This window comes from Corynebacterium sp. HMSC074C01, assembly GCF_001814605.1.
Classification (GTDB): Bacteria; Actinomycetota; Actinomycetes; order Mycobacteriales; family Mycobacteriaceae; genus Corynebacterium.
Map to the genome: position 1 here is coordinate 115770 of NZ_KV817280.1, position 18999 is coordinate 134768.

The 18999-nt window shown below is 59.2% G+C and carries 17 protein-coding genes; 11 read left to right on the forward strand and 6 right to left on the reverse strand.

The window, feature by feature from the left end; genetic code table 11:
* The first annotated feature begins 96 nt into the window (after positions 1-96).
* On the forward strand, positions 97-1554 hold the full coding sequence (locus tag HMPREF2978_RS07170) for an RNA polymerase sigma factor (RefSeq protein ID WP_070527273.1): 1458 nt from the start codon (positions 97-99) through the stop codon (positions 1552-1554).
* A gap of 87 nt (positions 1555-1641) precedes the next feature.
* Here the strand turns inward: HMPREF2978_RS07170 and dhaM are convergent, their stop codons facing one another.
* The 5 genes from dhaM to HMPREF2978_RS07195 form a co-directional block, all read right to left on the reverse strand.
* Positions 1642-2352 carry a dihydroxyacetone kinase phosphoryl donor subunit DhaM gene (gene dhaM, locus HMPREF2978_RS07175; protein WP_070527270.1) on the reverse strand — a complete coding sequence of 237 codons (711 nt, stop codon included), beginning with the start codon at positions 2350-2352 and terminating at the stop codon, positions 1642-1644.
* A gap of 3 nt (positions 2353-2355) precedes the next feature.
* Complete coding sequence (dhaL, locus tag HMPREF2978_RS07180; protein WP_070527267.1) at positions 2356-3021, reverse strand: dihydroxyacetone kinase subunit DhaL; 666 nt, start codon at positions 3019-3021, stop codon at positions 2356-2358.
* Between the two features lie 2 nt (positions 3022-3023).
* Entirely contained in the window at positions 3024-4025 is a 1002-nt protein-coding gene (dhaK, locus tag HMPREF2978_RS07185) for a dihydroxyacetone kinase subunit DhaK (protein ID WP_070527264.1), read from the reverse strand.
* Positions 4026-4130: 105 nt separating this feature from the next.
* The gene (locus tag HMPREF2978_RS07190; protein ID WP_070744801.1) at positions 4131-5921 is read right to left on the reverse strand and encodes a DEAD/DEAH box helicase; all 1791 of its coding nucleotides are present in this window, start codon (positions 5919-5921) and stop codon (positions 4131-4133) included.
* A gap of 102 nt (positions 5922-6023) precedes the next feature.
* The gene (locus HMPREF2978_RS07195; protein WP_012715089.1) at positions 6024-6275 is read right to left on the reverse strand and encodes a DUF3039 domain-containing protein; all 252 of its coding nucleotides are present in this window, start codon (positions 6273-6275) and stop codon (positions 6024-6026) included.
* Between the two features lie 48 nt (positions 6276-6323).
* Here HMPREF2978_RS07195 and HMPREF2978_RS12815 point away from each other — a divergent pair, with 48 nt between their 5' ends.
* The 6 genes from HMPREF2978_RS12815 (at position 6324) to galE (ending at position 12093) form a co-directional block, all read left to right on the forward strand.
* On the forward strand, positions 6324-6806 hold the full coding sequence (locus HMPREF2978_RS12815; RefSeq protein WP_083298990.1) for a DUF3099 domain-containing protein: 483 nt from the start codon (positions 6324-6326) through the stop codon (positions 6804-6806).
* A gap of 78 nt (positions 6807-6884) precedes the next feature.
* Positions 6885-8426, forward strand: a complete 1542-nt coding sequence (locus tag HMPREF2978_RS07205; protein ID WP_210383638.1) for a DUF7782 domain-containing protein — start codon at positions 6885-6887, stop codon at positions 8424-8426.
* A gap of 99 nt (positions 8427-8525) precedes the next feature.
* Positions 8526-9002: a D-aminoacyl-tRNA deacylase gene (dtd, locus tag HMPREF2978_RS07210; RefSeq protein WP_070527251.1), complete on the forward strand. Its 477-nt coding sequence runs from the start codon at positions 8526-8528 to the stop codon at positions 9000-9002.
* 139 nt (positions 9003-9141) lie between these two features.
* Positions 9142-10137 carry a sigma-70 family RNA polymerase sigma factor gene (locus HMPREF2978_RS07215; RefSeq protein ID WP_046648202.1) on the forward strand — a complete coding sequence of 332 codons (996 nt, stop codon included), beginning with the start codon at positions 9142-9144 and terminating at the stop codon, positions 10135-10137.
* A gap of 287 nt (positions 10138-10424) precedes the next feature.
* Positions 10425-11105 (forward strand): metal-dependent transcriptional regulator, encoded by a 681-nt coding sequence (locus tag HMPREF2978_RS07220; RefSeq protein ID WP_070527248.1) that lies wholly within the window; start codon positions 10425-10427, stop codon positions 11103-11105.
* A 4-nt stretch (positions 11106-11109) separates the two neighbouring features.
* On the forward strand, positions 11110-12093 hold the full coding sequence (galE, locus tag HMPREF2978_RS07225; RefSeq protein ID WP_070527245.1) for a UDP-glucose 4-epimerase GalE: 984 nt from the start codon (positions 11110-11112) through the stop codon (positions 12091-12093).
* Here galE and HMPREF2978_RS07230 read toward each other — a convergent pair.
* Positions 12050-13198 (reverse strand): DUF4192 domain-containing protein, encoded by a 1149-nt coding sequence (locus HMPREF2978_RS07230; RefSeq protein ID WP_070527242.1) that lies wholly within the window; start codon positions 13196-13198, stop codon positions 12050-12052. The two genes, galE and HMPREF2978_RS07230, sit on opposite strands and share 44 nt — an antisense overlap.
* Positions 13199-13550: 352 nt before the next feature.
* Between HMPREF2978_RS07230 and HMPREF2978_RS07235 the strand changes: the two genes are divergently transcribed.
* From HMPREF2978_RS07235 to HMPREF2978_RS07250, 4 genes are all read left to right on the forward strand, one after another.
* On the forward strand, positions 13551-14570 hold the full coding sequence (locus HMPREF2978_RS07235) for a PAC2 family protein (protein ID WP_070527239.1): 1020 nt from the start codon (positions 13551-13553) through the stop codon (positions 14568-14570).
* Positions 14571-14674: 104 nt separating this feature from the next.
* Positions 14675-17248 (forward strand): DEAD/DEAH box helicase, encoded by a 2574-nt coding sequence (locus HMPREF2978_RS07240; RefSeq protein WP_070527236.1) that lies wholly within the window; start codon positions 14675-14677, stop codon positions 17246-17248.
* A gap of 181 nt (positions 17249-17429) precedes the next feature.
* The gene (locus HMPREF2978_RS07245; protein WP_371325764.1) at positions 17430-18455 is read left to right on the forward strand and encodes a PTS sugar transporter subunit IIC; all 1026 of its coding nucleotides are present in this window, start codon (positions 17430-17432) and stop codon (positions 18453-18455) included.
* A gap of 28 nt (positions 18456-18483) precedes the next feature.
* On the forward strand, positions 18484-18861 hold the full coding sequence (locus HMPREF2978_RS07250; protein ID WP_070527229.1) for a hypothetical protein: 378 nt from the start codon (positions 18484-18486) through the stop codon (positions 18859-18861).
* Positions 18862-18999: the final 138 nt, after the last annotated feature.

An 18999-nucleotide genomic window follows, 5' to 3' on the forward strand; every position in this document is an offset into this window, starting at 1 on the left:
TGCTCATTACGGAGGCGGGCTAGCATCGGGGACTAGTCGCGATAAACTTGCGCGTCCCCATAGTTTCCACTCAAAGAGCAAGTCGAAAGGGCGTACGTGGCAGCCACTGATTCTTCAGACCAGGTACTCGGCGAGGGCGAGAGCACCTCCGAGGCATCTGCACCTGCACAGAAGACCGCCAAGAAGACGGCAAAAAAGACAGCCAAGAAGACGGCTAAGAAAACCGCGAAAAAGACTGCGAAGAAGACGGCTAAAAAGACAGCCAAGAAGGCTGCTAAAAAGACGACTCGCAAGTCTGCTCAGAAGGCGACGAAGAAGACCGCCAAGAAGACTGTGCGTAAGTCGGCGGCGAAGAAGGCAACCTCGCCTGAAAGCTCTGAGTCTGCTGAAGAGCTCGCAGAGGATCAGAACGACGAGTTGGATGCCGAAACCAACGACGATGCCGATATCGACTTCGATCCGGACAACGCAGAGTTGGACGAGGACGACGAGTTCGGTGACGACGATGACGACCTCGAGGGCGAAGACTCCGAAGAAGAGGATGACGGCTCATCTGTCTGGGATGAGGATGAGTCCGCAGCCCTGCGTCAGGCTCGTAAGGACGCAGAGCTAACGGCCTCGGCAGACTCTGTCCGCGCCTACCTGAAGCAAATCGGCAAGGTCGCCCTCCTCAACGCAGAGCAGGAGGTTTCCCTGGCCAAGCGCATCGAGGCCGGCCTGTACGCTCAATACCGCATGGATGAGATGGAAAAGGCCCGTGCCGAGGGCGACAAGGCCGCCAAGCTCTCTCCCATGGAGAAGCGCGATATGCGCGCCATCGCCCGTGATGGACGCAAGGCAAAGAATCACCTTCTCGAGGCGAACCTCCGCCTCGTGGTGTCCTTGGCTAAGCGCTACACAGGCCGCGGCATGGCATTCTTGGACCTCATCCAGGAAGGCAACCTGGGCCTGATCCGCGCCGTTGAGAAGTTTGACTACACCAAGGGCTATAAGTTCTCCACTTATGCCACGTGGTGGATTCGCCAGGCCATCACCCGCGCCATGGCGGATCAGGCACGTACCATTCGCATTCCAGTGCACATGGTGGAGGTCATCAACAAGCTGGGCCGTATCCAGCGTGAGCTGTTGCAGGACTTGGGCCGCGAGCCTACCCCTCTGGAGCTGGCGAAGGAAATGGACATCACTGAGGAAAAGGTGCTGGAGATCCAGCAGTATGCCCGCGAGCCTATTTCCTTGGATCAGACAATCGGTGATGAGGGTGACTCCCAGCTCGGTGATTTCATTGAGGATTCTGAGGCAGTCATTGCCGTCGACGCTGTGTCCTTCACTTTGTTGCAGGATCAGCTCCAGGATGTGCTCACTACCCTGTCCGAGCGCGAGGCCGGCGTGGTTCGCCTGCGCTTCGGCCTGACCGATGGCATGCCGCGCACTTTAGACGAAATTGGCCAAGTCTACGGCGTTACCCGCGAGCGTATTCGCCAGATCGAGTCTAAGACCATGTCTAAGCTGCGCCACCCATCGCGTTCCCAGGTGCTGCGCGACTACCTAGACTAAGCAAACTGAAAGAATAAAGCGGCGAGGAGGTTTAGCCCTCCTCGCCGCTTTTCTTTACCCTATGGAGCCGATAGACTCATGGGATTTCTAGCCTTCGATCCCCAACTCAATCGCTGTGGCGATCCGATCGATGACGTCTTTATCGGAAACTTCTCCGCTGATGGTCACCGAAGCGCCCTGGGATACCCCGAGAGACATCAGCATCATTGCAGAATCTGCCTCTGCCGACTCTCCGTGACAGGAGAGGGTTACATCCCCTGCTGCTTCCGCAGCCAACTCTGCAATCCTTGACGCCGGACGGGCATGCAGACCCGCCTCATCGGCCACAGTCACTGTCAGTGAGTACTCACCAGCGTTTGTGTCTGGGTTATCCTCGTCTGCAGACGCAGTGGCTGAGGACTGCTTCGGAAGGAAGACCTCGATGGCGCGTTCCGCGGCTTTGACCACGGCGGCAAGTCCATCACCCTGTTGAGCGGCAGTGGCTGCTGCAATAGTGGCTTCGACAAAGGGGGCATCGACAAACTTCACCGTCTCTTCGTCAAGGAACTCAAGAACGGACTCAACGGTCATCGTGGCCGAGCCTAAGTCACTAAGGACGACCACGCTAAGACCTTGGCCACGTGCATGGCTAACGGCACCTTCGACGAGGTCAAAAGACGTTCCGATGCCGCCTTCCTCCAAACCACCAGCAGGAAGGATGGTCACGTCGGGAGCCATCTGAGCAGCAAGCTCAGTCAGCCCTTCAGCGAGCTTGGCCGAGTGTGATACGAGAACGAGTCCAACGCGGGGCTGTGCCATATTCTATGCTTCCTCCTTGAGGGTTTCGGCGGCGTCGGCAGCCGCAGCGATAAATAGAGCCGAGGATGTAGCCCCCGGATCCTTGTGCCCCGCAGAACGCTCCCCTAGGTAGGAAGCGCGGCCCTTCGTGGCCACCATCGGGATAGTCGCCTCCGCGCCTGCTGCTGCGGCGTCGGCAGCCGCGCGCAGTACCTCAGCGGGACTCTTCGCGGCATCCGCCGCATCACGAGCGGCCCGTGCGGCCGGTGCCCAGGCATCGACCATTGTCTTCTCCCCTTCAGCTGCCTTACCGCGGACGGTGATTCCTTCAAGTGCGGCTTCAATGAGAGCAACCGTCGTGGGCGCATCAATCTCTCCAGGGCCAGCGGCTTTAGCCGCGCGTAGGAAAGCTGTTCCCAGCAGCGGACCAGAGGCTCCACCAACGGTGGACATAAGTGTCTTCGCCGTCAGCTTCAACACATCAGCAACATAAGAAGTCTCCGGTGAGATATCCGAATCCACTTTCTCCACGACGGCGCGGAAACCGCGATCGACGTTTTCACCATGGTCGCTATCCCCAATGGCGCGGTCAAGCTCGATGAGTTCCTCGCGGTGTTCGTGTGCCGCTGCGGCGCAGTTTTTCATCCACGCCTGGGCCCACGCTGTTGACAATGTCGCACTGTTGGTCATATCTACATTCCTTGTCGTAGTGCAGCGGTGTGGCACGGGTCATCAAAAAGCTCGAGGTCTTCCTCGTCCGCGCGCATGACGGTAACGGAGCATCCGGCCATATCTAGGCTGGTAACGAAGTTACCCACGAGGGAGCGCTCGATGCTCACGCCTGCCTCCTGCAGGCGCTGGGCGACGCGACGATAGACCACGTACAGCTCGGACGCCGGGGTGGCTCCCATACCGTTGACGACAACGATAGTGCGCTCCCCCTTGTTCAGTTCAAGATCCGCCAGCACGGGATCGAGCAGGTGGTCCGTGACATCATCGGCAGAAACCAGAGGAATTTCCTTGCGGCCCGGCTCGCCATGGATACCCACGCCGAGTTCGACTTCGTCTTCCCCGAGGCCGAAGGAGGGTTTGCCCACATGGGGCACGGTGCAGGCAGAAAGCGCTGCTCCCATAGTCGCGGTATTCTCCACTACCTTCTTCGCCACAGCAGTTACTGCCGCGAGATCATCTCCGCGTTCAGCTGCGGCACCTGCCAGCTTCTCCACCAACAGCGTTCCGGCAACGCCGCGGCGACCGGCGGTGAAGGTGGAGTCTTCCACCGCAACATCGTCATCGACAACGACCTGGCTGACCTCAATGTCATCGAATTCTGCCAGCTCCGCCGCGGTGTCAAAGTTGAGGACATCGCCGGTGTAGTTCTTGACAATGTAGAGCACCCCCGCCCCAGCGTTCACAGCTTCGGTGGCGGCTTGGATAGCGTCCGGCGTAGGCGACGTGAACATGGCACCTGGCACTGCCGCGTCCAACATGCCATGCCCAACGAAACCCGCATGCAACGGCTCGTGCCCAGATCCACCGCCAGAGACAATGGCAACCTTGCCGTCTTCTTTCCCCTGCTTGCGGGCAACGAAGAGCGGATCGGTGGAGCGAGTGACGATGTCACCGTGGGCTAAAGCAAAGCCCTCCACTGATTCGGCTACTACGTTGTCCGGTAAGTTGATGAGCTTTTTCATCATCCATCTCCTTAGGTTTTCATTGGCCTCGAGCACTCTTTACGGATTGCTGCCGAGCCTACCCGCGCTACCGGATACTGTGCCGAATTCTACTGCGTCCGCGCGCTACCACTTGCGCAGGTAATCTATGCGCTCCTGGAGCTGCTCAGCATTACACAATGCGGTGGGCGGGCCCCCGCAGGCCTTGCGAGCTTCGGTGTGGATGGCGCCGTGTGGACGTCCGGTGCGTTGGGCGGTGATAGACACTACTGTGTTGAGCTCTTTGCGCAACGCGGAAATCTCATCCACCACACCTGGCTGGGAACCGGCGCTGCTTGCCGACGCCTCCGCCCCGCGCTTGGGCGCATGTGGGGTGCCGTAGAGCTTGCGGCGTTGTTCTTCCGCCGCCTCTGCAGCCCGGCGCGCCTTCTCTTCTGCTTCGCGGCGGTCCAGCTCATCGGACTGCTTCTTGCGCAGAAGGTCCTTGACCTGGTCGGCGTCGAGAAGCCCGGGGATGCCGAGGAAATCCTCTTCTTCATCGGTGATGTTGCCCGTGGTGAACTGCGAGCCGTTGTAGAGCAGTCCTGAGAATTCTGCTTCCGCGCCTAAGGATTCATAGGAAGGCTCGAGCATGTCCGGTTCGGACTTCTTCTTATTGGCGTCCTCGAGCAGCTCATCGTCCCAGCCTTCCTTGTCGGGGTTTTTCTCCCCTCCCAGAACGTGGTCGCGTTGCTTCTCCATGTTCTCGGCAAGTCCCAAGAGCACCGGCACGGAAGGAAGAAAGACTGAGGCTGTCTCGCCGGGCATGCGGGAGCGCACGAAGCGGCCGATGGCCTGTGCGAAGAAGAGCGGTGTCGAAGCAGAGGTGGCATACACGCCCACTGCGAGGCGGGGAACGTCGACGCCCTCCGACACCATGCGCACGGCCACCATCCACTCGTCGGTGGATTCAGAGAACTCCGCAATACGCGCCGAGGAGCCTGGGTCATCGGAGAGGATGACAGAGACTGGGGTATTGGAAATCTGCTTGAGGATCTTGGCGTAGGCGCGCGCGGTTGTCGTGTCGGTAGCGAGCACAAGGCCGCCGGCGTCCGGCATGTTGCGGCGCATCTGCATCAGCCGTGTGTGCGCCGCCTGCAAGACGGTGGGGATCCACTCGCCTTTCGGGTCGAGGGCCGTGCGCCAGGCGCGGGCGGTCTGCTCCGGATTGAGAATATCTCCGAGACGGGCCGCATGTTCCTCACCGGCACTATCGCGCCAGCGGGACTCGCCGGAGTAGCTGAGGAAGACGACGGGGCGCACGACACCGTCAGCAAGCGCATCGCCATAGCCATACGTGTGATCAGAGCGGGATACGAGGTGACCTTCCCCATCCTCCTCGTAGCGCACGAAAGGGATCTGCGAGTCATCGGAGCGGAAGGGAGTACCGGTCAGCGCGAGGCGGTGCTCCGCATCATCATAGGCTTCCCGCACACCATCGCCCCAGCTCTTGGCATCACCGGCGTGGTGGATCTCATCGAGGATCACCAGGGTGCGCCGCGCCGAGGCAACCGCGCGGTGCTTGTACGGGTGCATGCCCACCTGCGCATAGGTCACCACGACACCGTCCATCGCGGGGTTGACTCCCGAGGAGTTTGTGAACTTGGGGTCGAGCGCTAGCCCTACGCGGGAGGCGGATTCCGACCACTGCACTTTGAGGTGCTCGGTGGGCACCACCACGATGACACGCTCTACGGTGCGGTCCGCCATGAGCTCTGTGGCCACACGCAGAGCAAAGGTAGTCTTACCTGCGCCTGGCGTTGCCACCGCCATGAAATCCTTCGGCTTGGTGGCTAGGAACTTATCCAAAGCTGCGCGTTGCCACACGCGAAGCGAACCACTATTGGCAAATCTCTGTGCTGGAGTCTGTGTAGACACGGTCAGCGATTATCCCCCTCTAGTTATCCCAACATCCCGCTTCTCTGAAGTTCTCGATCCTTAATGCTTGGCATCGACGCAGGATGAACGTCGATGCACAGCTTAACGGCGGCGCAAGCTCTTATAGACGCGCTCGCAGTCAGGGCACACGGGCGAACCAGGCTTGGCTTGCTTGGTTACCGGGAAGGTCTCTCCGCACAGGGCAACGACGTACTTGCCGTTGACCGCGGAGTCGAGGATCTGGTTCTTCTTCACGTAGTGGAAGAACTTCGGGGTGTCGTCGTTGGTCGACGTATCCTCGCGGACATCAGGGCGCTCAATAGTCTTAGTCGTCGTACTCACGCCCACTATCATGCCGCATCAGTATCGAAGTTGGCGAGTCCTCCAGCTACGCTGATAGGCATGACCCCTTCGAACTCGCGCGATAACACCCGCCATACCCCACGATCGGGGCAGCGGCGCGGACGTCGATTCGGGCGCGAAACGCACCTCATCACCACGGCAAAACTCGCCCCGGGTCAAGACCGGCATCGCCGCGAGATCATCTACTCCATACTGCAGTTTCTGCGCGTTCCCTCCCTCCTGATATCCGGAGCCATGGTTTATGTTTGGCAGTGGTGGATTCCCGCTGCCCTCGTCGTCGCCGTCACCTTCCCTCTCCCCTGGATCGCTGTGGTCATTGGCAATGGCCGGGGTCAAAAGAAAGACAAACGCGAAAAAGCTGTTTATAAACCAGCCCTTGCCCGGCAAATGGCGCAGGCGCAACGTGAGGAACTCACCAGCGGTTCCCACGGTGAACTGCCCGGCGCGCCTGGGCGGCACAATCCCTCGTCAGGAGCAGACGCAAACAGTACTGCAACTGACACAATTGACCACGAAGATTAGAACATCACTGTTTCCCTCCCCGATGCATTTAAGGATTCTCTTGTGAGCACCCAGCAGCCTTCTCCTTTTGGCCCAGCGATGAACCCGGAACACCCCATCGCGGACGTTGCGGCAGAACTTTCCCGAGTCTTTGCGGACGCAGGGTTTAGTGCGGATGGCATCGCAGGCCACCTGGGACCCGAGTTCACCGAAGCCCTGCATCGCGGAGAGCCCGCCGCAGTTGCCCTGGGCGCAAACGGTGATTCCCGCCTGGACCATCTCATCCGTATCTTCTTGCTACATGAACATGTACCAGCCACGCTGCTTTCCGACGTCCTCGGTGCGCGCCTAGCTGCCCAGCTCATTGATTGCGGTGTCGTGTTCAGCGATGAACACGGCACCGCCTACGTGGCTTATGACATTCGACCGCACATCATCGTGGGCAAGAATCGTGTCGTGTTCTCCGATGTTGATGCATCGCTGGTGGATCACGTACCTGGCTCTGAGCATGTGTTGGGAGTAGGCTCGGCCAGCCTGTCTTTGTTGCATTCCACGCCAACGACACCGGTGGAATCAGTGCTAGATTTGGGCACAGGTTCGGGCGTCCAGGTCCTCGGGCAGCTGGATTCTGCGCAACGCATTGTGGCTACCGACGTCCATGAGCGAGCCCTCGAACTCGCCCGCGCCACCGTCCTCGCGGCGGAGGCGGAAGACCGCGTTGAGCTACGCCACGGCTCCTGGTACGAACCGGTTGAGAATGAGCGCTTCGACCGCATTGTGGCTAACCCTCCATTCGTGGTTGGCTTGCCCGAAGTGGGGCATGTCTATCGAGACTCCGGCCTCAACCTGGATGGAGCAAGCGAGCTAGTGGTATCCCAGGCAGTCGAGCATCTCAACCCTGGGGGCACAGCGCACATACTCGCAGCCTGGGTGCATCAAGGCGAAGAATCATGGCAGCAGCGCGTCGCCTCGTGGCTGCCGGATACCGGCGTGGCCGCATGGATCATTCAGCGCGATGTAGCGGACCCAGCGTTATATGTCTCAACCTGGTTGAGCGATGAATCCGTGGATGTTCGCAGCCATGAAGGCCAAGAGCGGTCACGCCGGTGGCTGGAGCACTTCCGTGAAAATGAGGTCACCGGAATCGGGTTTGGTTTCGTGGCCATCCAGCGCATCGGTGAGGACGAGCCCTCGGATATCTTGGCGGAGACCATGGCGCAGCCAGTTATCGATCCGCTCGGCCCTGAAGTGGAAGAGTACTTCGCGCGCGTCGAATGGCTGCGCAACCTGGTGCCGGGTGAATTGGAAACTAAGCATGTGCAGCTGCGCCCCGGGGTGGCCCGTGAAGACGTTGCACTGCCCGATGGAGACCTAGGCATGGGCTTTGAACGCGCGGCGCTGCGGCTCAGCCGCACCGATGGTCCCCGCTGGCAGCACGATGTCGATGAGCATCTCGCTGCCATTGTCGCCGGGCTTAACCCGAATGGTTTGAGCATCGGTGAAACCATCGAGCTCTACGCTGCCGCGCAGGGTTTTGAAGAAGCCGAGTTGGTCAGTGCAGCACTTCCGGCCATCGTGGATCTTATCCGCCATGGGCTTCTCATCCCGACCGAGCTGCTAGCTTTTAGCAACACTGAGTAGCCTCGTTCCTCCGCTACGAGCCACTTTCCTCCTTCAGTCCCCGCAGACTTCTCATCCGAGAAAGAACTCCTCTACAGAAAGGCTGTGTACTTCCCTCCCATGCGTGCTGTTTTAACCCGCGTTTCTGAAGCCTCTGTCACCGTGAACAACGACGTCGTTGGGTCCATTACCTGCCCCGACACCGGCGGCATCCTGGCTCTCATTGGTGTATCGCGAGAGGACGTCGAGGCAGGCGGTGACGCCACCGCTAGCGACGGCCCGACCTTGGAAGAGAAGATGGACACGATGGCGCGCAAGATCGCTGAGCTGCGCATCCTCGAGGGCGAAACCAGCGTGGTCGATAGTGGTGCGCCAGTTCTGGTGGTCAGCCAGTTCACTCTCTACGGACGAACCGCGAAAGGCCGCCGCCCTTCGTGGTCAGATGCTGCCCCAGGAGAAGCCGCGGAGCCGGTGATTCAGGGAATTGTTGCGCGCCTGCGCGACCGCGGAATCACCGTGGAGGAAGGCCGCTTCGGAGCGATGATGCGCGTCTCCTCGGTCAACGAAGGGCCATTCACCGTGCTCGTGGAAGTCTAGATGCGGCGCGCCTCCCCCAAAATGGCCTAAAACCTCCTTCTTCCCGTGGGGTGTTAGAACATTTTTCGTGCCACGGGAACTAACTGCGCTGAAAGCTCGTTGTAGGAGATGAACCAAGCCGCAACTTAGGAGGCATGAGATGGCCACATCATCCGCTGCTAGCGTCCAGGACGAGGACGGACAGGAAGTTGACCGCGGCTCACGCCGTAACCAGACAAATGACAATCCCTCCGCGGACTTGGTCCGCGTTTATCTCAACGGAATCGGCAAAACTGCGCTGCTGAGTGCTGAGGACGAGGTTGAGCTCGCACAGGCCATCGAGGTTGGCCTGTACGCCGAGTACAAGCTCGCCAATGCCGAAAAGCTGACCCGCGCTGAGAAGCGCGACCTGAAGATTTTGGCCCGCGAAGGCAAGAAGGCACGCTCCCACCTCCTGGAGGCGAACCTGCGTCTCGTGGTCTCCCTGGCTAAGCGCTATACCGGCCGTGGCATGCCCCTGCTGGACCTCATCCAGGAAGGTAACTTGGGCCTGATTCGTGCGATGGAGAAGTTTGATTATGCCAAGGGCTTCAAGTTCTCCACATATGCAACGTGGTGGATCCGCCAGGCCATTACCCGCGGCATGGCTGACCAGTCCCGCACTATCCGCCTCCCTGTGCACCTGGTAGAGCAGGTAAATAAGCTTTCCCGCATTAAGCGCGAGATGTACCAGTCCTTGGGCCGCGAGGCCACGAATGAGGAGCTCGCTGAAGAATCCGGAATCGAAGAGTCCAAGATCGAGATGCTGCTGCGCCAGTCCCGCGATCCTGTCTCCTTGGACATGCCAGTCGGCACCGATGAGGAAGCCCCGTTGGGTGACTTCATTGAGGATGCTGAAGCAACGGATGCCGAGACCGCTGTGGTGGCCTCCATGCGCCACTCCGATATCCGCTCCGTGATTGGTTCCCTCGAGGAACGCGAACAGGATGTCATCCGCCTGCGCTATGGCTTGGACGATGGTGTCCCGCGAACCCTCGACCAGATTGGCCGCAAGTTCGGCCTCTCTCGTGAGCGCGTTCGCCAAATCGAGCGTGAGGTTATGGCTAAATTGCGCGAGGGTAACCGTGCGGACCGCCTCCGTGAGTACGCGCTCTAAGCCTTAGCTTCCTTCCCAGCCTTAGCCATCGAGGAATGCCCTTGCTGCCCAGTTGACTTGTGTTGCTGGGCCGCAGAGGACGTTGCTCGGTGGCTTTTGTGTTACCGCACGGTGATCCTCAAGGCTTTTCAATCCCGCCCCACTCCCCCTGCCAGACGCACAGTGCTGCGCGCTCTCAGCTTTCGAAAAATGCGCTATTGTTTAAGATATTCTCTTAATAGACTTCTATTACCGCGCCTAAACCTATGTGGCTACGGACCGCCGACAACGCAGAAAGGTAAGCCCACGTGAGGGACCTAGTTGACACCACGGAAATGTATCTGCGAACCATCTACGAGCTCGAAGAGGAAGGTATCACCCCACTGCGCGCTCGAATTGCAGAGCGTTTAGAGCAGTCCGGACCGACCGTCTCCCAGACCGTGGCCCGGATGGAGCGCGATGGACTTCTCCACGTGCGCACCGACCGCAGCCTTGATCTCACTCAGCAGGGCCGCGAATTAGCTACCAACGTCATGCGCAAACACCGCTTGGCTGAGCGGTTGCTCACGGATGTCCTTGGCTTGGATATCCACAAGGTCCACGACGAGGCCTGCCGGTGGGAACACGTGATGAGCGAAGAGGTGGAAAAGCGAGTCGTCGCGGTGCTGGAGGATTCTTCCCGCTCACCATTCGGCAACCCAATCCCCGGTTTGGCACAGCTGGGTATGGCTCCGGTAGAGCTCGACTTGGGTACCCGCGCCATCGACCTTCCCACGGGCCAAGAAACCGAGGCCACCATCGTGCAAATCAATGAGGTCTTGCAAGCTGATAATTCCACCTTCCACGACCTGTATGCCTGCGGCATCCAGGTTGGCTCGCACGTCACCGTGGTCAATGAGAGCGGGACGATTAGGCTGACAACGACATCAGGGCACACCGTCGAGCTTGTCGACGACCTTGCTCACGCTATCCGCGTCAAGGAGGACTAAACCAATGAAGCTGTTAGTTACCGGCGGAGCCGGCTATGTCGGCAGCGTATGCGCGGCCGTCCTCGTTGAAAAAGGCCATGATGTCACCATCATCGACAATTTCTCCACAGGCAACCGCGAGGCCATCCCGGAGAACGCGCGCCTCGTTGAAGGCGACGTGGCTGATGTCGCTCGTGAGGTATTGTCTGAGGGCGGTTTCGAAGGAGTCTTGCACTTCGCGGCGCGCTCCCTCGTGGGCGAATCTATGGAGGCCCCAGCTGACTATTGGCAGCACAACGTGGTCACTACGCTTACGCTGCTTAACGCCATGCGTGAATTCGAGGTCACCAACCTCGTCTTTTCCTCAACCGCTGCCACCTACGGTGAGCCGGCGCAGGTGCCGATCACGGAGACGATGCCCACCCAGCCGACGAACCCTTATGGCGCATCGAAGCTTGCCATCGACTACATGATTACCTCTTATGCCAAGGCCTATGGCTTGGGGGCGACTTCCCTGCGCTACTTCAACGTCGCTGGCGCCTATGGTGATATCGGAGAGAACCGCGAGGTGGAAACCCACCTCATTCCGCTTGTCCTGCAGGTAGCGCTGGGACATCGCGAGAAGATTTTCATCTTTGGCGATGACTACGACACCGCCGATGGCACCGCAGTGCGCGATTACATCCACATTCGTGACTTGGCCGAAGCCCATGTGTTGGCGCTGGAGAGCAATGCCACTGGCACCCACCGCATCTATAACCTCGGCTCCGGGGACGGCTACTCGGTCAAGCAGGTTATTGAGGCCTGCCGCGAAATCACTGGACACCCCATCCCAGCAGAGCTTGCGCCGCGCCGCGCTGGTGACCCTGCGACGCTCGTGGCTTCCTCAGACAAGATTAAATCCGAGCTCGGATGGAACCCGAGCCGCACCGACCTGAAGACCATCGTCACGGATGCTTGGAACTTCACCCGGCAGCTCGGCGAGCGGGCCCATTCCGCTCGGCGCTAAGCGTCTTTTCTGCAGGCTCCTCCCCTAGGGCGTTGTCATAAGCCTTGAGTGCCCCTGTATGAATCGAATCTCGTATCTTTTCGTGCAGGCCATGGCGGTACGCTTGGCACAGCAGCGCGCCGAGGCGGTGGCTGGGAAACTCCTCCGTGACAAGTTGCAATGCTGGCCCGGCGAGGATATCCCACTCCTGCTCCAACTGCGCTAATGCGAAAAGGGTCAGTGCATTCGCCCGCAGCTCCCCGCTGAATGTGCGGGCCGCTGCGAGGAGAAGGTCCGCCCCAGATTCGCCTGCCTTCGCGCAAATATCTACCACGAGGTCACGCGTCCACGTTGTCGCTAACCACACTGCGCAAGATTCCAGTAGCTTGCTATCCTGTTCTGCTTCTTCCACGGATGCGACTTGTTCAAGCGCCCACTGGGCATCCTCAAGAAAGTGATCCAGCAGGTCTGTGCGCTTCTTTCCTTGTGCCACAGCCACCTGCTCGCGATATCGCGTCGCCGCATCGCGAGCTTGCTGCGCTAAGACTTCTGCTTCCTCGGCGTCGAGGTAGCTATTCCCAGGTGCAAAGACCGCAAAGAAATCCTCCCTGTTTAGCTCAGGTACCACATTGTGGTCGACGCAAGAGCGCATCGAGGGGGCGTCGGTTAGCGCCGGTATAGTCCCTTCAACCCACTTCTTCATCGGCCCGCTACCGTCCGCATTGACGGTTCCATGCAGCAAGATATAGGGCTCATTCTGGGTGATTTCCTGGGCATACCACGCGGCGTCGATCTCCACTCCATCCTCAGCGCGGTCCAGGCCATAAAGCCAGTGGGACACTGCCCGCAGTTGGGTAAGAGGCTGCTTCGAGATGAGGAAGGCAAAGACACCTTCGCGGGCATGCTCCGCTAGGAGCGGTGCGATGTCTGTGATTGCTCCTTGGGCATCCGTGATATCGACGCGAGCGAGCGGCCCCATGGCTGGGCCGCGTGGAGTGGTGTCGATGGCCATAAACACCACCGATTCGGTGGGATAGAAACCTAGGAGCCCGGGGATGTTAGCGAGGAGATGACCTGGAGTTGTTATCGGTGGCATACGGTCTGTGTGCGTTGAAAAAGTGTTCATGCCTTGTAGCCTGAACCACCTGCAGTAGCCACCGCTAGGGATACCCCGGCGCGCACGGAATATCTGTGGATAACAAGTCCGGGCTGTCACTCAATCCTTGGGAATCCACTGGGTTATCCACACCAGGGCAAAGGCCAGCCTGGAAGAAGTAGTGACTGTATGGCATGCTTGTACGATCATTACCAGTTCCCGCAGACAGTTCTGCATAGGCAGGCTGCCGGGTATGTGTTCTCCTTGGAGCACCATTTCAGCTGGGAATAGGCAACAAGCCTTAAGCGTTGCATGACACAGAACGCTGAAGAAGTCCGTACGCTCGTTAAGAAGCGCACGATGAGAAGGAGGAGTCACTACCATGCAGGAAGAACAGCGCCGCATGTATGAACTGGAGTATCCCGCTCCAGTGGTCAAGGATGATTCGACTCCAGACAACGGCCCCACGATGATCGTTGCTATGAACGGTTATGCCGACGCCGGACAGGCCGTCGAAGCCAGTGCCGATCACCTCAAGGCCGCTTTAGAAAACCGCCAGCTGGCCTCGTTTAACAATGATGAGCTCATTGATTACCGCTCGCGCCGCCCCGCCGTCACCATCGATCATGACCGCACGATGGAGATTGAGAACACTGACTTAGGTATCAAGGTGCTGCGGGATAACTCTGGCACTCCATTCTTGCTTCTTTCGGGCCCTGAACCGGACTTGCGGTGGGAGGCCTTTACGGATGCGGTGGTGAACTTGGTCGAAAAATTCGATATCAAGAACACCATCATGCTCTACTCGGCCCCCATGCCGGTGCCACACACCCGCCCCACTGTAGTAACGGCGCACGGCAATTCCCCGGAGCTCCTTAACTCAATGGTGCGCATGGAATCCACCATGATGGTCCCCGGCGCCGCCGCCCTGTATATCGAGCGAGCTTTGGACAAGAAGGGCCGCCGCGTCGCCGGGTACACCGCTCATGTTCCGCATTACCTGGCCGCCTCCCCGTACCCGTCGGCCACGCTGCGTCTTTTGGATTCGGTGGCGAGCGCAGCTGGCCTCAACATCCCACTGGGCAGCTTGGAAGCAGACGTGACTCGCGTTAACCAGCAGTTGGAGGAGCAGGTTACCAACTCTGAGGAAATTGCAGGCGTGGTCCACCAGCTGGAGGAGCAATATGACGCTTACATGGAGCGCTACCGCTCCCGCCACCCGCAGGCCATTATGCCGGGCGAAGAGCATATGCCTACTGGTGAGGAAATCGGAGCAGACTTCGAAGCTTTCCTCGCGGGCCTCGACGACAACCCGGATATCCTCTCCGAAGAGATCGATGACCGCGAAGACAACTACGGGCGGGAGCAAGGCCCCGGCTCGGATATGGATGATGACGTCTAATCGCGGTTAGGTATACCGCACGAACACAAGCACCGAGAACAGCCCTCCGGGGGACTCTAGGGCGGAGGCCTAGTCCGCGGTGCTTTTCGCCTAAGGTGGGACGGGTGAACCTTTCTCAGATGTTGCCCGATCTCGCCGAAGTCCCCGAGTCGATGGTTGATGAGGCCATCTGGGACACATTTTTGTCCTGGACTTCTGGCCGTGGTATTTCGCTTTACCCAGCGCAGGAAGAAGCCTCCCTCGGCATTCTTGCCGGGGATAACGTCATCCTGGCAACTCCCACTGGTTCCGGCAAATCCATGGTGGCCAACGCCGCCCACTTCATTGCTTTGGCGCGCGGCCAGCGCAGCTTCTACACCGCACCCATCAAGGCCTTGGTGAGCGAAAAATTCTTCGCGCTCTGCGAGATTTTCGGCCCCGAGAACGTCGGCATGATGACCGGTGATGCCACGGTCAACGGCTCCGCTCCCATCATCGCCGCGACGGCTGAGATTGTGGCCAATATTGCGCTGCGTGATGGCGCGGAAGCCGCCATTGATCAGGTAATCATGGATGAGTTCCATTACTACTCCGAGCCTGATCGCGGCTGGGCCTGGCAGGTTCCGCTGTTGGAGCTACCGAAGGCCCAATTCTTGCTCATGTCCGCCACCTTGGGCGATACCGCCTGGCTGGAGAAGGATTTGACGGAGCGTACCGGCCGTACGACGACTCTGGTAGCGGGAACAACTCGCCCAGTGCCCCTCGACTTCTCTTATGTCTTTTCCGCGGTCCACGAAACCATCGAAGAATTGCTCGCCGATGGCAAGGCCCCTGTCTATGTCGTCCACTTCTCCCAGCGCGAGGCCTCAGAGCGCGCGCAGGCGTTGACTTCCCTGTCGAAGATCATCACCCCGGAGGAGAAGGAGGCCATTGCAGCTGAGCTCGCGGGCTTCCGCTTCACCACGACGTTTGGCAAAGACCTCTCTAAGCTTCTGCGTAAGGGAATCGGTGTGCACCACGCTGGTATGTTGCCGAAATATCGGCGCTTGGTTGAGCGCCTGGCCCAGAAGGGCCTTCTCAAGATTATTTGCGGCACCGATACTTTGGGCGTGGGCATCAACGTCCCCATTCGCACAGTCCTGATGACCGGCCTTGCCAAATATGATGGAACCCGCCAGCGCATTCTGAAGTCTCGCGAGTTTCACCAGATTGCCGGCCGCGCTGGCCGCGCCGGTTATGACACGGAAGGCACCGTCGTCGTGCAGGCGCCGGAGTATGAGATTGAGAACGCCAAGGCGCGGCGCCGTGTGGGCGATGACCCAGCAAGGCTCAAGAAGCTGAAAAAGAAGTCTGCGCGCGACGGTGAAGTGTCGTGGTCGGAACAGACTTACGCACGGCTTATCGACGCCGAACCGGAGCAACTAACGTCCCAATTCCGAGTGTCCAATTCCATGTTGCTCAACGTGCTCGCCCGGCACGGCAACGGCTACGAGCATCTCAAGCACCTGCTGCGCACCAGCCACAACACGCGTGCCCGCCAGAACGAGGACATCCTGACGGCATTGAGTCTGTTCCGGGGACTTCTCAATTCGGGCGTGGTGCAAAAGTCTACGAAGGGGCTCGATATCTACGGCCGTCCCTACCACGTCGTGCGAGAGATGCCGCGCGATTTCGCCCTCAACCAGCCTTTAGGGCCCTTCGCGCTGGCAGCGCTCACCCTGCTGGATCCCGAGTCCGAGACCTATGCCCTCGATGTCATCTCCGTGTTCGAGGCGGTACTTGATGATCCTCGCCAGGTTCTCATCGCACAGCAAAAGCAGCGACGCGGCGAGGAAATCGCAGCACTCAAGGCGGAGGGCGTGGACTATACCGAGCGCATGGCCATCGTGGAAGACATCACGTGGCCAAAGCCTCTGGAAGAGCTCCTCGAGCAGTCCTATGAGACCTTCTGCCAGACCAACCCATGGGCGAAGGAGTTCGAGCTGCGGCCTAAGTCTGTAGTGCGCGACATGCTGGAGAGCGCCATGACTTTTTCCGATCTCGTCGCCACCTACGGTCTGGCCCGCTCGGAAGGCGTCATTTTGCGCTACCTGACCGATGCCTGGCGCACGCTCAAGCAGTCCATTCCTGCGGAGTTCCTCACAGAGGAACTCGAGGACATTATCGTCTGGCTCGGGGAGCTTATCCGCCAAGTCGATTCTTCGCTTGTCGACGAGTGGGCTGAGATGGCTGGCGAGGACTCCCCCATTTCCCAGGAAGATTTGGACCGCGAGTTGGCCTTCGGAGTCGAGGATCCCACCGCCTTGACCGCGAATCAGCGGGCTTTCAGCATCATGGTGCGCAACTACTTCTTCCGCCTTGCCCAACTCTTTGCGTTGGAGAAGGAAGAGCGCTTGGCAGACCTGTTGGACTACTTGGAGGAGATTCCTGACTTTAGCCGTGCCCTCGATGACTACTTCGATGACTACGATGACATTGACACTGGGCCAGCGGCTAGGGGCCAGGAATACTTCCTCCTGGACAAGGGCGACGCAGGTTCGGGCGCTCGTGGCGTTGGCGGCTCGCGGTCGTGGACCGTGCGTCAGATCCTTAAGGACCCAGAGGGTGATAATTCCTATCAGCTCGTTGGCACCGTAGATCTCGATGCCTCCGATGAAGCCGGGGAGGTACGGCTATCCGAGCTGCGCGTGGAGTACTAGGGCGCATAAGCAGGGACTATTAATACCCCCCTTTCTGAATTAATACTTTCTACACACCGCATATTATGCGTATGATTGGGGAATGAGTACGCCACAGCAGATAGACGAACGCGAGCTTTCCCCTATCCCTCACGCCAGCGCAGCGCCTGCGGCCGAGCGCCTCACCCCCGGCTCCTTCACCATGAAGGTCCTCAACGGCATCTCCATCGCCGTCGTTGTGTCGCTCGTCCCACAAGCACTGCTCGGTGAATTAGCCAAGGCGCTACTCCCCTTGTGGTCCGGCGCAGCCACCGTCATTGCACTGACGGGCTTAGCCGCAAGCCTCTTGCCGGTAATGATTGGTGTCCTCGTGGGCATCGAATTCAAGATGACCCCCATCCAGACTGCTGCGGTCGGCATTGCTTCCTTCTGCGGCTCAGGCGTGGCCACTGTTAATCCCGAAGGCGGTTTCTTCCTCAAAGGCACCGGTCTTGTTATCAACTCAGGCCTTACCGCAGCCATAGCAGTGGGATTATTGCTCTTTATCGGCGACAGGCTGAAAAATTACTCTATTTTGTTGCTATCCACCATCGTGACGCTGGTGGCGGGCACCATCGGTTGGGCTGTCACCTTCCCCATCGTCAAGGTCTTCACTCTTTGGCTGGGCAACTTGGTCAATGGGGCAACTACTTTGCAGCCGGTTCTCATGGGTGTTGTCCTCGCCGTCCTTTTCGCCATCATGATTGTCTCTCCAGTCTCCACAGTCGGCATTGCCACTGCCATCTTCATTGACGGCATCGCCTCCGGTACCGCGAACCTGGGCGCCGTCGCCGCTGGGTTCACACTCCTCGTTGCCGGCTGGCGCGTCAACGGCTTCGCCACCTCTATCCTGCATGTTTTGGGTTCCCCGAAGGTGCAAATGGCCAACATGCTATCCAAGCCAGTCACCTTCCTGCCCGTGATATGCTCCGCTGCCGTGCTGGGCGGCGTCGGTGGCGCTTTAGGAATCTCCGGCACCCCTATCTCTGCTGGCTTTGGCATCTCCGGCCTCATGGGCCCACTGGCAGCCCTCAATTACGAAGGCTGGGGTTGGAGCGCCAGCAACGTGATGATTATTACCTTCGTTTATGTCATCCTTCCCCTCGCCCTTGCGCTGCTCTTTTGCTGGCTCTTTGAAAAGGTTCTGCACCTGACTAGGGCTGAGTACTTTTCTCTCGACTTTAAGTAGGTATCCGGGGAGTACAGTGGGGACCGCTATGAACGAACAGAACACCCCGCCCACCGGCATCCGCCTCGCAGGCGTTCATTTTGAGACGCACGAAGACGCCGTCACCGTGCATTGGCTCCTTGGAGGAATGCCCCACCACCGTGACGTCGTGTTCACCCTGCACACCCTCGATCTGGAGCTCACCGCTCACTTCGAACAAGAGCAGCTCACGTCGATGGAAATCTCTTCCTTCGGCGAGGACACCAGGGACGCCCACCGTCGGGTTGATTACCCCTACGAGTACACCCCGGAAGAGTTGACTGTTACCCTCCCCACCGCTCATTTCAACCTCTCGGAAGAAGTGTTTACCATGGCTCTTTCCGTGGACGGTGCGGCATGCGGTGAATGGACCGGCACTATAATCTAAGCCTTCACTCTCTGCATTCAGCTAAGCCTACACACGCTTTACAAGGCCCTGACCAGCGGCGATACTGGAACATAAGAAGTTCTCTAGACAACTGCGAAAGCACTAGAGAGCCACGCATATTCTGGTATCCAAGGAGCT

Excerpts from the sequence above, each read along its gene's own strand:
- dhaM (WP_070527270.1), bottom strand. The coding sequence starts at position 2,352 with ATGGCACAGCCCCGCGTTGGACTCGTTCTCGTATCACACTCGGCCAAG.
- dhaL (WP_070527267.1), bottom strand. The coding sequence starts at position 3,021 with ATGACCAACAGTGCGACATTGTCAACAGCGTGGGCCCAGGCGTGGATG.
- dhaK (WP_070527264.1), bottom strand. The coding sequence starts at position 4,025 with ATGAAAAAGCTCATCAACTTACCGGACAACGTAGTAGCCGAATCAGTG.
- HMPREF2978_RS07195 (WP_012715089.1), bottom strand. The coding sequence starts at position 6,275 with ATGATAGTGGGCGTGAGTACGACGACTAAGACTATTGAGCGCCCTGAT.
- HMPREF2978_RS12815 (WP_083298990.1), top strand. The coding sequence starts at position 6,324 with ATGACCCCTTCGAACTCGCGCGATAACACCCGCCATACCCCACGATCG.
- HMPREF2978_RS07205 (WP_210383638.1), top strand. The coding sequence starts at position 6,885 with ATGAACCCGGAACACCCCATCGCGGACGTTGCGGCAGAACTTTCCCGA.
- dtd (WP_070527251.1), top strand. The coding sequence starts at position 8,526 with ATGCGTGCTGTTTTAACCCGCGTTTCTGAAGCCTCTGTCACCGTGAAC.
- HMPREF2978_RS07215 (WP_046648202.1), top strand. The coding sequence starts at position 9,142 with ATGGCCACATCATCCGCTGCTAGCGTCCAGGACGAGGACGGACAGGAA.
- galE (WP_070527245.1), top strand. The coding sequence starts at position 11,110 with ATGAAGCTGTTAGTTACCGGCGGAGCCGGCTATGTCGGCAGCGTATGC.
- HMPREF2978_RS07230 (WP_070527242.1), bottom strand. The coding sequence starts at position 13,198 with ATGAACACTTTTTCAACGCACACAGACCGTATGCCACCGATAACAACT.
- HMPREF2978_RS07235 (WP_070527239.1), top strand. The coding sequence starts at position 13,551 with ATGCAGGAAGAACAGCGCCGCATGTATGAACTGGAGTATCCCGCTCCA.
- HMPREF2978_RS07245 (WP_371325764.1), top strand. The coding sequence starts at position 17,430 with ATGAAGGTCCTCAACGGCATCTCCATCGCCGTCGTTGTGTCGCTCGTC.
- HMPREF2978_RS07250 (WP_070527229.1), top strand. The coding sequence starts at position 18,484 with ATGAACGAACAGAACACCCCGCCCACCGGCATCCGCCTCGCAGGCGTT.